Genomic DNA, 13,844 nt, shown 5'->3' on the forward strand with positions numbered 1-13,844 from the left:
ATACCGGATTGTTAGGGAGCGCCGTTGCAGCTTTATAAGAGTGAAGCCGGATCAGGTCGTTTTTGCGGCGGCGTTCGATGCCGCTTCTGCGATATTGGCAAAGAAGCGGTCCGCGATCTTTCGCGCGACCGAACCGAGCAATTTCGTGCCGATCTGTGCCACCTTGCCACCGGCATCGCCACGTATGGCGTAGGATAAAATCGTGCCGTCACCATCTTCGTCCAGGCGCACATCCGTCGCACCATGCGCGAAGCCGGCTATGGAGCCTTCACCATGGCCGGAGATCGTATAGGAGACCGGCGGTTTCATATTCGACAATTCTAGAATGCCGTGAAAGCGAACCTTCAGAATCCCAAAGCTCACTTTGAGGGCGGCGCGTATCTCTGTTTCCGAAATACGCTCGATATCTTCGCAACCGGGAATGCAGGATTTCAGCGTTTCGATGTCGTTCAACGCATCCCAAACTGCTTGTCGTGGCGCCGCAATCCGCTCTTCTCCGGTCAGGTCCATGCTTCACTCCGAGGTGGATCACCCTAAATTGATCAATATGGTGTATATGACACTCTGTCCAAATTGGAAGTTCGGTAATTTATTTGCCGCAAATCTTCTCTAAAGCGCTTAATGTCCGCAATTAAATCGATTTGATTCGGGAGTAGCATCATGGCAAGAGACGCGACGAAGCTTGAAGCAACGGTCGCAAAGCTTAAAAAGCACTGGGCAGATTCGGCCCCGCACGATATGCGCGCGGCGTTCAAATCAGACCCGGGCCGGTTCGAGCGGTATTCGCTATCCCTGGATGACCTTCTGTTCGATTGGTCAAAATGCCGGGTCAACGACGAAACGATCGGTCTCCTCAAGGAACTGGCTGTTGCTGCCGATGTTGAAGGCCGTCGTGCGGCGATGTTTGCGGGTGAGCACATCAACAACACGGAGGACCGTGCCGTTCTCCATGTCGCGCTGCGCGATACTTCCTCGAAGGAAGTGCTCGTTGACGGGCACAATGTTCTGCCTGACGTGAAGGAAGTGCTCGACCGTATGGCTGCATTTGCGGACGGTATTCGGTCGGGTGCCATCAAGGGAGCGACCGGAAAGAAGATCACCGATATAGTCAATATTGGCATTGGCGGGTCCGACCTCGGACCTGTCATGGCAACTCTGGCTCTTTCACCATATCATGATGGCCCTCGTGCGCATTTTGTCTCCAATATCGACGGCGCGCACATTGCAGATACGCTTGGCATCCTCGATCCAGCAACAACGCTTGTCATCATTGCTTCCAAGACGTTCACGACCATCGAAACAATGACCAACGCGCAGACTGCGCGCAAATGGGTGGCGGAAGCGCTTGGAGAAGCGGCTGTGGGCGCCCATTTCGCCGCTGTCTCAACCGCACTGGACAAGGTCGCTGCCTTCGGCATTGCTGAAGACCGGGTCTTCGGTTTCTGGGACTGGGTTGGCGGACGTTATTCCGTATGGTCGGCTATCGGCCTGCCCGTGATGATTGCGATTGGGCCGGAGGATTTCCGCAAGTTTCTGGCAGGTGCGCATTCGATGGATGTGCATTTCCGAGATGCTCCGCTGGAAAAGAACTTAGCCGTTTGGCTGGGCCTTATCGGGTACTGGCATCGTGCGATCTGTGGCTATGGCAGCCGGGCGATCATTCCCTACGACCAGCGTCTTGCCCGTCTCCCTGCCTATCTGCAGCAGCTGGATATGGAATCGAATGGCAAGAGCGTCACGGTCGATGGCAAGCCGGTTTCCGGTCCCACCGGCCCGGTTGTATGGGGTGAGCCTGGTACGAACGGCCAGCACGCTTTCTTCCAGCTTCTGCATCAGGGCACCGACACCATTCCGCTCGAATTCATCGTTGCGGCAAAGGGCCATGAAAAGCACCTCGACCATCAGCATGAAATGCTGCTGGCGAATTGCCTTGCACAGTCCGAGGCCTTGATGAAGGGGCGTACCCTTGATGAAGCGCGGGCGCAGTTGAAAGCGAAGAACCTTCCGGAAAGCGAAGTCGAACGCATTGCGCCGCATCGCGTTTTCTCGGGCAACCGTCCTTCGTTGACGCTGGTTCATGACAAGCTCGATCCGTTCGCTCTCGGACGTCTGGTAGCGCTGTATGAACACCGCGTGTTCGTCGAAGCACAGATTTTCGGCATCAATGCTTTCGATCAATGGGGCGTCGAACTTGGCAAGGAACTTGCCACCGAACTTCTGCCGGTGGTTTCGGGCGAGGAAGCGAGCGACGGTCGCGACGCATCCACACAAGGGCTTGTCGCGCATCTGCACGCGCGAAGGAAAGCTTGACGGCATTCTCTGCACAGCTAGAAATAAAGGAGAGCCGGGTTCGTAACCCGGCTCTCTTCATGAGAAATAAAATGGGAAATGAAATGAAAACCGAGATCGTAAAATTTGCCGGCGATGTACCGGGAAATGCCATCGAGTTGCGCGTGCTGCGCTTTGCAGGCAAGGACAGCGATGCGCCTTCCGCCTATTTGCAATCTTCGCTTCACGGTGCAGAACTTCCGGGGCAGGCGGCTCTTCATTTCCTGGTTCCGATGTTGAAGAAGGCCGCCGATGAAGGGCGCATTCTTGGCAATATCACCGTTGTTCCGCAAGCCAACCCGATCGGCTCCAATCAGTGGCAGGCACATCAGCATCTCGGTCGTTTCGAGACGTTTTCGCTGACCAATTTCAATCGCTCTTTCCCGCTGCTGCCGGATTTTGACACCTCTGAACTGCCTGAGCCGGATGCGCCGATTTCGCTGGCACAGCGCTTGAAGGCGACGCTTTTGAAGCTGGCTCTGCCAAATGACATCGTGCTCGACCTGCATTGCGACGACGAGAGCGAAAATTACGTTTATATCGCGGAAGAGTTTGCCGAGGATATGAAGGATCTGGCTATCGCGTTGAACTCGACAGCAATCCTCGCATGGGACACGACTGCTGATGCAGCTTTTGAAGAAGCTTGTGCCCATCCTGTCCTGAAGTTGCCGGCGGACAAGCGCAACATGAAGCGCCGGGCTGTTACGACCGTTGAATTCCGCGGTTTGAGTGATGTTTATGCCGATATGGGCAAAGGCGACGCCGAAGGCCTGTACAAATTCCTCGTGCATCGGGGTGTTGTCCGCGACGACAATGTGAAGCTTGAGACGGAATATAAGGGTCTTGTTACACCGCTTTCGCATGTCGAGATGCTGCGCGCACCGGAAGGCGGCATGGTGTTGTTCCATGTAGCGCCGGGCGATGAAGTAAAGGCGGGCATGAAGCTGGTTACAGTGGTTACGAAGCCGGGTGAACCAGAGGGCGACATCACGCTGACTGCCCCGCAGGACGGGCGCATCCTGACCCGTCGCTCGCTGCGCTATGTTCGTCGTGGGGATGATCTTCTCAAACTGCTTGGCGCGAAGCCTTCTGTTGTCAAGAAACGTGCCGGTGCGTTGGAAGCATGAGCGACAAGCCTTCCGCCGAGCGTATAAAGTCGATCCGTGCCGTCCTGTTCGACAAGGACGGCACATTGATCGATTTCGACCGTACCTGGTTTTCAATCTCGTGGCAGCTTGCGCAGCGCGCTGCAAAAGGTGACGAGATAAGGGCTCGCGCATTGCTCGACGCGGGGGGGTATGACTGGCTGACCGAGCGTTTCCGGGCCAATTCGGTTATCGCCGCCGGTACAGTCGAAGATATCGTTTCGCTCTGGCATCCAGATATTGCGTCGGAGCAGTTGCGCAAGCTTGTCGAAGAATATGATGCTTATTGCGTCACCGAAGGTGCGCGCTCAGCGGTTGCTATTGAAGCTGTTCGCGAAACGTTGGAAGTGCTTCGCACAATGGGCTTCCGGCTAGGCATTGCTACCAATGATTCCGAAGCTGGTGCGCATGCCACCGCCAAAGCTCTGGGTATCCATGGGCTCTTCGATGTCGTGATCGGCTACAACACGGCGGCGCGCCCAAAACCGTATCCCGATCCGCTGCTCTATTTTGCAGAAAAGCTGGGATTGGCACCGGACGAGATCGCCATGGTCGGGGACAATCTGCATGATCTGGAAACAGCCCATGCTGCCGGGGCAGGGCTTGCAGTCGGTGTTCTATCGGGCAATTCTCCTCGTGAGGCGCTGGAGCCTCATGCGGATGTGGTGTTGGACAGCGTGGCTGGACTGCCTGAACTGCTGAAGAGATGAGTGCGGGCTTCCATTCAGAGAATTGAATGGAAGCATCAGGACAATTCATCTTCGATGCTCTTGCGGTGTGATTGGGGTGGAGTAGCATGGCGGGACGTTTAACGTTCCCGAGCTATGTCCATGATCCTGATCGGCCAGTATGATTCCCCTTTTGTGCGGCGTGTCGCTATCGCCATGCGGCTCTACGGCCTGCCATTCGAACATAAACCATGGTCGACATTTGGTGACCGTGACAGGCTTGCGGAGTTTAATCCGCTGAGCCGTGTGCCGACGCTTGTGCTGGATGATGGCGACGTCGTGATCGAAAGCGCGGCGATACTCGACTATCTCGATGAGATCGCAGTCGGCAAGCCTCCGTTGATCGCGCCAAAAGGTGCCGAACGCCGTCAGACATTGAAGATATGCGCGCTTTCGACCGGTCTTGCCGATAAGGCCGTAAGCCTCCTCTATGAAGGTTTGCTGCGAAGCGAAAAATCAAACGTTTGGGTTGAGCGGTGCGAGACGCAGATCGCGCGGGTGCTGGATGTTCTGGAAAGTGATCTTGCAGAACGGAAATCATCGTACTGGTTTGGAGACGATATTGGGCATGCCGATATCGCGGCGGCTTGCGCGCTTCGCTTTCTGCGCGAGGCCCATCCCAATCTCTTTAATGAACAGAAATATCCGGCATTGGCTGGTCTGGCGGCTCGATGCGAAGCGCTAGCACCTTTTCAGGAAATCGTTCAGCCTCTGGCACCGCCCTCTGCATGATTCACTCTGAAACAAATGCGGCCGGATGAAATGTCCGGCCGCATTTGTTTCTGAATTTCAACGTTCTCAGTCGCGAAGTTCGCGGCGCAAAATCTTGCCAACATTGCTCTTTGGCAGGCTTTCGCGGAATTCCACTTCGCGCGGGCGTTTGTAGTTGGTGAGACGTTCGGCACAATAGGCTTTAACCTCGTTTTCGGTCAGGTTGAGGTCACTGCGGACAACGAACAACTTCACGACTTCGCCCGAATGCTCGTTCGGTATGCCGACAGCCGCGGTCTCCACAATGCCTGGATGACCGGCGGCAACTTCTTCGATTTCGTTTGGATAGACATTGAAGCCGGAAACCAGGATCATGTCCTTCTTGCGGTCAACGATCTTGGTGTAGCCGCGTTCGTCCATGAAGCCCATGTCGCCCGTGCGGAAGAAACCATCGGGCATGATCGCGCGCTTGGTTTCATCAGGGCGTTCCCAATATCCCTTCATCACCTGCGGACCGCGCACGCAGATTTCCCCGACCTCACCGAGTGCCAGGTCATTTCCGTCATCGTCACGGATTGCCACATCGGTCGATGGCATGGGCAGGCCGATGGTTCCGGAGAACTCGGTTGCATCGAGCGCGTTGGCGCAGGCGACGGGCGAGGTTTCCGAAAGGCCATATCCTTCCGTGATGTGACAACCGGTCATTTTCTGCCAGCGTTCGGCAACAGGACGTTGCACAGCCATTCCGCCGCCGAGAGTGAGAATAAGAGGTTTGAAATCCAGGGTCTGGAAATCTGGATTATTCATGAGGCCATTGAACAGGGTGTTGAGGCCCGGAAAGATATGGAACGGGTATTTCTTCAGCTCCTTGACGAAGCCAGCAATATCGCGCGGATTGGGAATGAGGATATTTCGCGCGCCGAGCTTGATGCCGATCATCGCATTCACTGTAAGCGCGAAAATATGATAAAGCGGTAGGGCGCACACGAAATTCAGCGCCTTGGGCTTGCCCTTGTTCCGGAATGCAACCTCCATCCAGACATGCATCTGCTCCACATTCGCAAGAATATTGCTATGGGTCAGCATGGCGCCTTTCGAGATGCCTGTCGTGCCGCCTGTATATTGCAGGAAGGCAAGGTCAGAACCTTGAACCGGAATGGGGTTGAAGGACTGGGCACGGCCTTGAGCCAATGCATCCTTGAAACGGATATGTCCCGGAATGTTCCACACCGGCACCATTTTCTTTACGCGGCGCACGACCAGATTGATGATGTGGCCCTTCAAGCCATGCATGTCGCCCATCGACGCGACAATAATATTGGGAACATTGACGGAGTTGAGGGTCTTTTCCACCGTCGACGCGAAGTTTTCCAGAACAATCAATGCCTTGGCACCTGAATCGTTCAACTGGTGTTCCAGTTCGCGTGGCGTATAAAGCGGATTGACGTTCACCACCACGAAACCGGCGCGGAGAATAGCCGTAAACGCAATTGGATAATGCAGGATGTTTGGCATCATCACTGCGACGCGATCACCTTTGACGAGACCACGCGATTGGAGAAACGCTGCGAGTGCGCGTGAGTGCTCGTCCAACTCCTTGAAAGAGAGGTCCTTCCCCATGCAGGTGAAGGCGGGGTTACCGGGGAACTGTCGGCAGGAAGCCAGAATCATATCGCTAATGGAGGACGTCTTGCTGAGATCAATCTCATGCGGAACGCCCGCCGGGTATGACTTCAACCAGATCTTTTCCCGCAGAGACGCACTTTTATCGGCTGTATCTGCCGCGACGGGTTCAACTACGGATGCACTTTGCCCAGTCGTTTTTTTTGCCATTTCTTCTCCCCGGATTGCTCCGTCCTAAGTAGGGTCGCCTGCGCGCCCGCCGTCTCCCAAGCCGCCCGCCCGCGGACAGCCTCCTCAATCATAAATGTGGTCGAGTTTTACTCTCTTCGCAAGAGTTACATTGACGTAAGCGTAAATTAAAAAAGAGTCGAGCGTCTTCCCCAATTTTTAAGTTTAACAATCACAATAGGTTGAAACTTAGCATCGGGGAAAAATAGCAGCTTCGCTAGTGTGGCGAATCCGAAATTCGTCTCACGCGGGAGTGAGGTTGTGTACGAATTTCGGATTCAAAGCCACCACACTAGCCGAGCCATATCACAATTGTGTCGGTCAATCCGTTTGGTGCACTTCAGGCGCCTGATTTCTCAGGGACCGAATAAGTATGGAGATTGCTTTGCCGCCATAGGTTACCAGATCGTAGTTCCTGTCACCCCGCAACCATTCATTGAGGAGACCGCTCAACATGGAAAGCAGGATCGGCGCTGCCGTGTCAGCAGTCCATTCTTTTGAAAGCTCCCCACGTCTGGCAGCCACGTCGAGCAATCCTGCAAACAATGAGAGGACATTGGATCGTGCTTCTCTGAGACGCTCTTCGAGCGGGGCTATTTCGCCAACGAACTCGCATCGCTGGTTGATGATGATGAAAATGTTCTGCTGCCGCTCATCGTTGGAGAAAAGTTGCAGCGCCTGGATAATCGATTGTTCCAGAACATGCATTGGATTGGGGTGATCGACAGCCGCTGCCTGCAACATGATTTCTTCTTGTGGAAACCGGACGCTGCCTATGATTGTGCGGACAATTTCAAGCTTGTCGTGAAAGTGGAAATAAATCGCTCCCCGTGTCACACCGGCATGACAGGCGATTTCCATCAGTGTAGATTGGTTGACACCGCGCTCGAGGAAAACCTGCTCGGCGGCCACCAGAATGGCTTCCCGGGTTTCGGCTGCCTCGGCTTTCGTTCTTCGCATGATTTCTCTCGGATGGATGCAGACTAATGGCCCAATTTGCCAGTGAATCTGGATAACTCATTCGTGATCTGTAATATTAGGTGATTGACTATAACACGGTAGTTCGTGTTTACAAACACTTGTGTATGTTAAATTGGCAGCACCGCGCGACAGCAAGGGCACTCCCATCATGACCATGAACCGTTCTATTCGGCTTTTTGCGGCAGGGGCCGCATTTCTCGTCTTTGCGGGGCAACCCGTTCTGGCGCAAGCACCGGGGGGTGCAACACCGCCTCCGCCACAGGTATCCGTCACTGTGGTCAAGCCGCATGACGTACCTGTTACCTACGAATATGCGGCGCGCATCAGCGCCTATCGCGATGTCCAGGTGCGCGCGCGCGTGGGTGGAATATTGCTTCACCGCAATTTCGTCGAAGGGACGGAAGTCAAAGCAGGCGACGTGTTGTTCGAAATAGACCCGGCGCCTTATGAGGCCGAGCTTGAAAAGGCTCAGGCACAGGTGGCGCAGGCTGAAGCGCAGTATCAGCAATCCATTCGCGATGCTGAACGCGCTGAACAACTCGTCCAGCAGAAGGTGCAGAGCACCGCCGTGCGTGATTCCGCTTTCGCAACGCGCGACCTGAACAAGGCGTCGGTTGCCGCAGCTAAAGCACAGCTTCGCACAGCAGAACTCAATCTGAGCTATACCAAGGTCACCGCGCCCATCAGCGGTATCACCAGCCTTGAGCAGGTGAACGAAGGCAGCCTTATCGGGACAGACGCATCTTCCAGTCTCCTGACCTCGATCATGCAGCTTGATCCGGTTTATGTGAATTTCTCCTTCACAGATACGGAAGCAGCAGAAATCGACCGTTTGCGTGCTGAACGCGGTGCAACGGGTGAAGACGCGGATCGCCTCAAGATCAAGGTCCTGTTCGGCGACGGACAGGCTTACGATCATGAAGGTACGATCGACTTCACCTCGTCGTCGCTCGATACCGAAACGGGCACGCTCGGCGCTCGTGCGGTCGTAGAGAATCCGAATCGTCGCCTGATCCCTGGTCAGTTCGTCCGCGCAGTGATTCTCGGCATTCAGGTCAAGAACGCTATCACGATCCCGAAGGCTGCATTGCTTCAGGGCCCGCAAACGCAGTTTGTATATGTCGTCAACAAGGACAACATTGTCGAAGTGCGGCCAATCACGGTTGCTCGTGAACTGAGCGACGCATGGCTGGTTTCCGAAGGTCTCAGCGCAGGCGATCGGGTTATTACCGAGGGCCTTATCAAGGCAGCTCCGGGTAAGCCCGTGAATCCGGTCGACGCAGCTACTGAAGCAAGCAATCAGACATCGCCCGATAAGGCTGGTGCTGATGCTGGCAAAGAACAGGCGGCAGGCAAGCAATGAATAGATTCTTCGTCGACCGCCCCGTTTTCGCGGCGGTCATCTCCATTGTGCTCGTGCTGGCTGGCCTGATCTGTATCCGGATCCTGCCGATTGCGCAGTACCCTGAATTGACGCCGCCACAGGTCGTCGTCAGTGCAACCTATCCCGGCGCAAGTGCCGAAACGGTGGCGCAGACTGTTGCTGCGCCATTGGAACAGCAGATCAACGGCGTCGAGAACATGCTTTATATGCAGTCCTCGAGCCTTGGTAGCGGTACGATGCAGTTGACCGTGACCTTCGCTCTGGGCACTGACCCGGATCAGGCCACCATCAACGTCAACAACCGCGTGCAGCGTGCGACCTCGTCGCTTCCGCAGGAAGTTCAGCGTCTCGGTGTCACGGTGGACAAGCGTTCCACCACGATTCTCGGCATGGTCGCCATGTTCTCCGACAGCGATCGGTATGACCGCACCTATGTCGGTAACTACGCGCTTCTAAACGTGGTCGATGACCTCAAGCGTTTGCAGGGTGTTGGCGATGTGCAGCTACTTGGCAATATCGATTATTCGATGCGTATCTGGCTGCGTCCAGACAAGCTGGCGCAGTATAATCTGACCCCAAGCGATGTCTCGACGGCCATTCAGGAGCAGAATGCGCAGTTTGCAGCAGGCCGCTTCGGTGACCAGCCTGACCCGCAAGCTGGTCCGTTCACCTATACGGCGACCACGCAAGGGCGTTTGCCGGATGCTGCGGCTTTCGAGAACATCATCCTGCGTTCCAGCTCCAACGCCGCAACGTTGCGTCTCAAGGATGTCGCGCGCGTCGAGCTCGGCACGGAAAGTTATCTCGTCGACAGTAATCTTAACGGCACGTCTGCTGTCCCGATTGCAATCTATCTGCAGCCGGGTGCGAACGCGCTCAATACGATGGAACTCATTCAGAACCGTATGAATGAGCTGAAGGCGAGCTTCCCGGCTGGTATCGACTACTCGATCCCCTTTGATACGACAAAGTTCATCAAGGTTTCCATCGAGGAAGTGGTTCACACCTTCATCGAGGCGATCATTCTCGTCGTGCTGGTGGTTTTCATCTTCCTGCAGAACTGGCGGGCGACACTTATTCCCATCATCGCAGTGCCGATCTCGATCATTGGTACTTTCGCGGGCATGTATGTGCTTGGCTTCTCCATCAACCTCCTGACGCTTTTCGGCCTGGTGTTGGCAATCGGTATCGTGGTCGATGACGCCATTGTGGTTCTGGAAAACGTCGAACGTATCATGACGACCGAGAAACTGTCGCCACGCAAGGCCGCCATCAAGGCAATGGGCGAAGTGACAGGACCGGTTGTCGCGATTGTTCTCGTGCTTTGCGCCGTGTTTATTCCAGTGGCCTTCATGGGCGGTCTTGTCGGCGAAATGTACAAGCAATTCGCCGTCACCATCGCGATTTCGGTGACGTTGTCCGGTCTTGTGGCTCTGACACTGACACCGGCGCTCTGCGCACTGATCCTGAAGCCTGGCCATCACGAGCCAATGCTGCCGTTCCGCATCTTCAACCGCTTCTTCGAGCGGGTGACAGACGGCTATTCTCGTGGCGTTCGCTTCTTTTTGAAGCGCGCCGCAATCGGTCTGATCATTTTTGCAGGCCTTCTTGGCGCTACCTACTATCTTTTCGAGAGGGTGCCGGGATCGCTGTTGCCTGACGAGGATCAGGGGTTCCTGTTCAGTGTTGCGGTACTTCCTCCTGCGGCCTCTCTGGAGCGCACAACGGCGGTTCTGGATCAGGCAAGCGCGAATATCCGGAAAAGCCCGGCTGTGGAAAGCGTCTTTGCGGTATCCGGTTTCGACCTTCTGTCGGGCGGTCTGAAAACCAGTGCGGGCACGATGTTCATCATGCTCAAAGACTGGAAAGAGCGTACGACACCTGAGACTGATGCACGCAATCTTCCCGGCGCGATCATGGCGATGAATTCGGGCATCAAGGACGGGCTTGTTCTGGCGTTCAACCCACCTCCGATCATGGGCCTCAGCACGACCGGCGGTTTTGAACTCTATGTTCAGGATCGTACAGGCGGTGGTGTGGAATCGCTGACACGTGCGACCAAGCTCATTACCGAAGCTGCGGCCAAGCGGCCGGAGTTGCAGGGCGTTCGTACGACGTTTGATCCGAACGTTCCCCAGTATGACATCCAGCTTGATCGCGAAAAGGCGAAGGCTATGGGTGTGCCGATCAACTCCGTATTCACTGCAATGCAGGCGACGTTCGGCAGCCTCTACGTCAACGACTTTACGCTGTTTGGCCGCAACTATCAGGTCAACCTGCAGTCGGAAGCCGAGTTCCGTCGCGATCCAAGCGATCTCAAGCATGTCTTCGTGCGAGCCAATTCTGGCAGCATGATCCCGCTTGATGCCCTTGTGACCGTCAAGCGTATTGTCGGCCCCGATCAGCTGGAACGCTTCAATGCCTTCAACGCAGCGAAGATTACCGGTAATCCGGCACCGGGTTTCACCTCTGGTGACGCGATCAAGGCAATGCAGGAAGTGGCGGCGGAAGTTCTTCCGCAAGGCTATCAGATCGCATGGACCGGCTCGGCCTATCAGGAAGTGACCACCAGCGGCACCGGCACACAGGCCATGATCTTTGGTCTTGTCATGGTGTTCCTGATCCTTGCTGCACAGTATGAACGCTGGAGCCTGCCGCTCGCCGTCATCACCGCGGTACCTTTTGCTATCTTCGGTGCGCTGTTGGCGACCGATCTGCGCGGGTTGACCAATGACGTGTATTTCCAGATTGGTCTGGTGACACTCATAGGTCTGGCGGCGAAGAACGCGATTCTGATTGTGGAATTCGCGGTGCTTGAACGAGAGACGGGCAAGTCCGCTATCGAGGCGGCAGCGTCGGCAGCTCGTTTGCGCTTCCGTCCGATTGTGATGACCTCGCTGGCCTTCATTCTTGGCGTGGTGCCGCTCGCAATCAGCACGGGTGCCGGTTCGGCAAGCCGTCACTCGATCGGTACGGGCGTTATCGGCGGCATGTTGGCAGCAACGTTTATCGCTACGTTCTTCATTCCGATGTTCTACAGCCTGATAGCGCGCAAGCCTCCGAAGAAACCGGAGGATGAAGATGTGAATGAAACAACTGGTCCGAATGGACCAGCTGACAACCAGATCTAGCCAGTTTCTAGAGCCAAACAAAAGCCCCGCCGAAAGGCGGGGCTTTTTGCATCAGCCTATGCTTGCACTCCTCGGCAAGGCTGGAAATGCTCTAGAACAGCGATGCGATACTCTGAACGATTGCCCAGCCTAGAAACGTTGCCGGTACGCTGAGTGCCGCAAGCATGATGCCGAGAAACACGTAGGCAGCCTCATTGGGCGAGCGCTTTGTTTGCTCCGGAGCCTTGTGCCATTGAGCAGGTACACCATCGAACATTGTATAAATCCTCCTTCTCCCTCAATTTGATTATTGATGAGAAGGCGATATGTTCAAGTCAAAATAAATAGATGTATTTATTGATGTTTTTATGTTAGAAGTGGCCCAATTCACGCTGAGGAACACGTGAATATGCCGATCTTTGGACCTTAATTTGTGCTTATATATTTGATAGAAAATAATTTTACTTTTGTACTGTAAGTATCGATATATCCGAAGTTTCAAAAATATCTGAAAACTCGCTTAGTGGTGAGTCTTCTCTGCGTCAAAATGGCACGCGATGGGTGGCCTGATTTTACCGGCCAAATTTGACTGATACTCGGCTCAATAAAAGCTGTTGGGAAAATAGCGCAGGTAGAGCTCAGTCAGCGTGCCTTTCTGCTGCAATGCCTGGAGGGCATTGTTAAAGGCACTGACAAGGGGAGCGTTTTTCTGAGCAACTGCAATGCTAAGACCAGAACCAAGATATTGTGGCGCAAGGTAGGGGCCAGCTGCGAAGGAGCAGCATGCATAACCTTCTGGGCTGTTCAACCACATGGAAAGTGACATGCCGTCGTGGAAAACAGCGCCAACCTTGCCGCTCTTGAGGTCAGCGAGCATGAGTGAAGCATCCGCATAAGGCTTGGCCAGAGCTTGAGGAAAATAGCTTTTCAGCAATTGCTCATGAGCCGTGCCTGCGACCACGCCAACGGTCTTGCCCTTCGTGGCTAAAACTGGATCATCGTTGAAGGCATTTGCATTGGTCGTCGCAAATCGCGCAGGCAGTCGCATATAGGACCGCGAATAGACGAACTGCCCCCGGTTCATTTCGGTTGGCTTCCACCCGGCTATGATGGCTTCTGCCTGTCCGCTAAGCAGTCGTTCTTCAAGTTCATTCCAGGGGACAGCTTCAATCTGACAGATATCGTCGACACCCAGTTGACGGCAAAGGGCTTTGGCAAGGTCGACATTATAGCCTGCAAGTTGGCCCTGATCGCCCAGCATGTTGAACGGGGGGAAGTCGACGGTTGTAATGAATCTCAGACGGTTGAGCGCTTGCAGGGACGGCAATGGCAGGCGCTCCTTCTGGTTGATAAAGGAGGGAGCTTCCGGCTGTCTGTCTGAAGCCTGAGCACCATGAACGCCACATGCAAATACCAGCGCGATCAGCAGTCTTGGAAGATAGGATTTCATGGCCCGATTTTGCTCCGTTTCCCTATAATTTCGCGTTAACTGAAAAATTGAGCGACGAGCAATATTCAACGAAGGTTCAATGAAAATAAAGGTTGCAATTCTTTTGCAGTATAATACCTTCCGATTGTAATTTTACCGCAATAATCATTTAATAAA

11 protein-coding genes are annotated in these 13,844 nt (G+C 54.6%); 6 read left to right on the forward strand and 5 right to left on the reverse strand.

The features are described from left to right. Positions 1-51: 51 nt before the first annotated feature. A complete protein-coding gene (locus F9K91_RS05315; RefSeq protein WP_151652175.1) occupies positions 52-510 on the reverse strand; it encodes an SRPBCC family protein in 459 nt (152 codons plus the stop codon). Positions 511-660: 150 nt separating this feature from the next. On the opposite strand from F9K91_RS05315, the gene pgi reads away from it, so the two are divergent. The 4 genes from pgi to F9K91_RS05335 all read left to right on the forward strand — a co-directional run bounded on the left by pgi (position 661) and on the right by F9K91_RS05335 (position 4,933). Beyond that, the gene (gene pgi / locus F9K91_RS05320; protein WP_151677370.1) at positions 661-2,310 is read left to right on the forward strand and encodes a glucose-6-phosphate isomerase; all 1,650 of its coding nucleotides are present in this window, start codon (positions 661-663) and stop codon (positions 2,308-2,310) included. An 83-nt stretch (positions 2,311-2,393) separates the two neighbouring features. Next, positions 2,394-3,455, forward strand: a complete 1,062-nt coding sequence (locus F9K91_RS05325) for a succinylglutamate desuccinylase/aspartoacylase family protein (protein WP_151677371.1) — start codon at positions 2,394-2,396, stop codon at positions 3,453-3,455. Then, positions 3,452-4,183: an HAD family hydrolase gene (locus F9K91_RS05330; protein WP_151554377.1), complete on the forward strand. Its 732-nt coding sequence runs from the start codon at positions 3,452-3,454 to the stop codon at positions 4,181-4,183. Before F9K91_RS05325 ends, F9K91_RS05330 begins: the two co-directional genes overlap by 4 nt. A 120-nt stretch (positions 4,184-4,303) precedes the next feature. Then, positions 4,304-4,933 carry a glutathione S-transferase family protein gene (locus F9K91_RS05335; protein WP_167522178.1) on the forward strand — a complete coding sequence of 210 codons (630 nt, stop codon included), beginning with the start codon at positions 4,304-4,306 and terminating at the stop codon, positions 4,931-4,933. Positions 4,934-4,999: 66 nt separating this feature from the next. Here F9K91_RS05335 and F9K91_RS05340 read toward each other — a convergent pair whose 3' ends face one another. Beyond that, complete coding sequence (locus tag F9K91_RS05340; protein WP_151677372.1) at positions 5,000-6,745, reverse strand: long-chain fatty acid--CoA ligase; 1,746 nt, start codon at positions 6,743-6,745, stop codon at positions 5,000-5,002. A gap of 339 nt (positions 6,746-7,084) precedes the next feature. Then, positions 7,085-7,723 carry a TetR family transcriptional regulator gene (locus tag F9K91_RS05345; RefSeq protein WP_151554374.1) on the reverse strand — a complete coding sequence of 213 codons (639 nt, stop codon included), beginning with the start codon at positions 7,721-7,723 and terminating at the stop codon, positions 7,085-7,087. Positions 7,724-7,892: 169 nt separating this feature from the next. Here F9K91_RS05345 and F9K91_RS05350 point away from each other — a divergent pair, with 169 nt between their 5' ends. Beyond that, positions 7,893-9,107, forward strand: a complete 1,215-nt coding sequence (locus tag F9K91_RS05350; RefSeq protein WP_151554373.1) for an efflux RND transporter periplasmic adaptor subunit — start codon at positions 7,893-7,895, stop codon at positions 9,105-9,107. Next, on the forward strand, positions 9,104-12,259 hold the full coding sequence (bepE, locus tag F9K91_RS05355) for a multidrug efflux RND transporter permease subunit BepE (RefSeq protein ID WP_061344972.1): 3,156 nt from the start codon (positions 9,104-9,106) through the stop codon (positions 12,257-12,259). The genes F9K91_RS05350 and bepE overlap by 4 nt, the downstream gene beginning before the upstream one ends. A gap of 91 nt (positions 12,260-12,350) precedes the next feature. Here bepE and F9K91_RS25915 read toward each other — a convergent pair whose 3' ends face one another. Next, on the reverse strand, positions 12,351-12,515 hold the full coding sequence (locus F9K91_RS25915; RefSeq protein WP_167522179.1) for a hypothetical protein: 165 nt from the start codon (positions 12,513-12,515) through the stop codon (positions 12,351-12,353). A 324-nt stretch (positions 12,516-12,839) separates the two neighbouring features. Beyond that, a complete protein-coding gene (locus F9K91_RS05360; RefSeq protein ID WP_151677373.1) occupies positions 12,840-13,688 on the reverse strand; it encodes a transporter substrate-binding domain-containing protein in 849 nt (282 codons plus the stop codon). Positions 13,689-13,844: the final 156 nt, after the last annotated feature.

It is taken from the genome of Brucella tritici, from assembly GCF_008932295.1.
Lineage (GTDB): Bacteria > Pseudomonadota > Alphaproteobacteria > Rhizobiales > Rhizobiaceae > Brucella > Brucella tritici.

Bases quoted from the DNA above. Each gene is read 5' to 3' on its own strand.
- F9K91_RS05315 (WP_151652175.1), bottom strand. From the start codon at position 510: ATGGACCTGACCGGAGAAGAGCGGATTGCGGCGCCACGACAAGCAGTT.
- pgi (WP_151677370.1), top strand. From the start codon at position 661: ATGGCAAGAGACGCGACGAAGCTTGAAGCAACGGTCGCAAAGCTTAAA.
- F9K91_RS05325 (WP_151677371.1), top strand. From the start codon at position 2,394: ATGAAAACCGAGATCGTAAAATTTGCCGGCGATGTACCGGGAAATGCC.
- F9K91_RS05330 (WP_151554377.1), top strand. From the start codon at position 3,452: ATGAGCGACAAGCCTTCCGCCGAGCGTATAAAGTCGATCCGTGCCGTC.
- F9K91_RS05335 (WP_167522178.1), top strand. From the start codon at position 4,304: ATGATCCTGATCGGCCAGTATGATTCCCCTTTTGTGCGGCGTGTCGCT.
- F9K91_RS05340 (WP_151677372.1), bottom strand. From the start codon at position 6,745: ATGGCAAAAAAAACGACTGGGCAAAGTGCATCCGTAGTTGAACCCGTC.
- F9K91_RS05345 (WP_151554374.1), bottom strand. From the start codon at position 7,723: ATGCGAAGAACGAAAGCCGAGGCAGCCGAAACCCGGGAAGCCATTCTG.
- F9K91_RS05350 (WP_151554373.1), top strand. From the start codon at position 7,893: ATGACCATGAACCGTTCTATTCGGCTTTTTGCGGCAGGGGCCGCATTT.
- bepE (WP_061344972.1), top strand. From the start codon at position 9,104: ATGAATAGATTCTTCGTCGACCGCCCCGTTTTCGCGGCGGTCATCTCC.
- F9K91_RS25915 (WP_167522179.1), bottom strand. From the start codon at position 12,515: ATGTTCGATGGTGTACCTGCTCAATGGCACAAGGCTCCGGAGCAAACA.
- F9K91_RS05360 (WP_151677373.1), bottom strand. From the start codon at position 13,688: ATGAAATCCTATCTTCCAAGACTGCTGATCGCGCTGGTATTTGCATGT.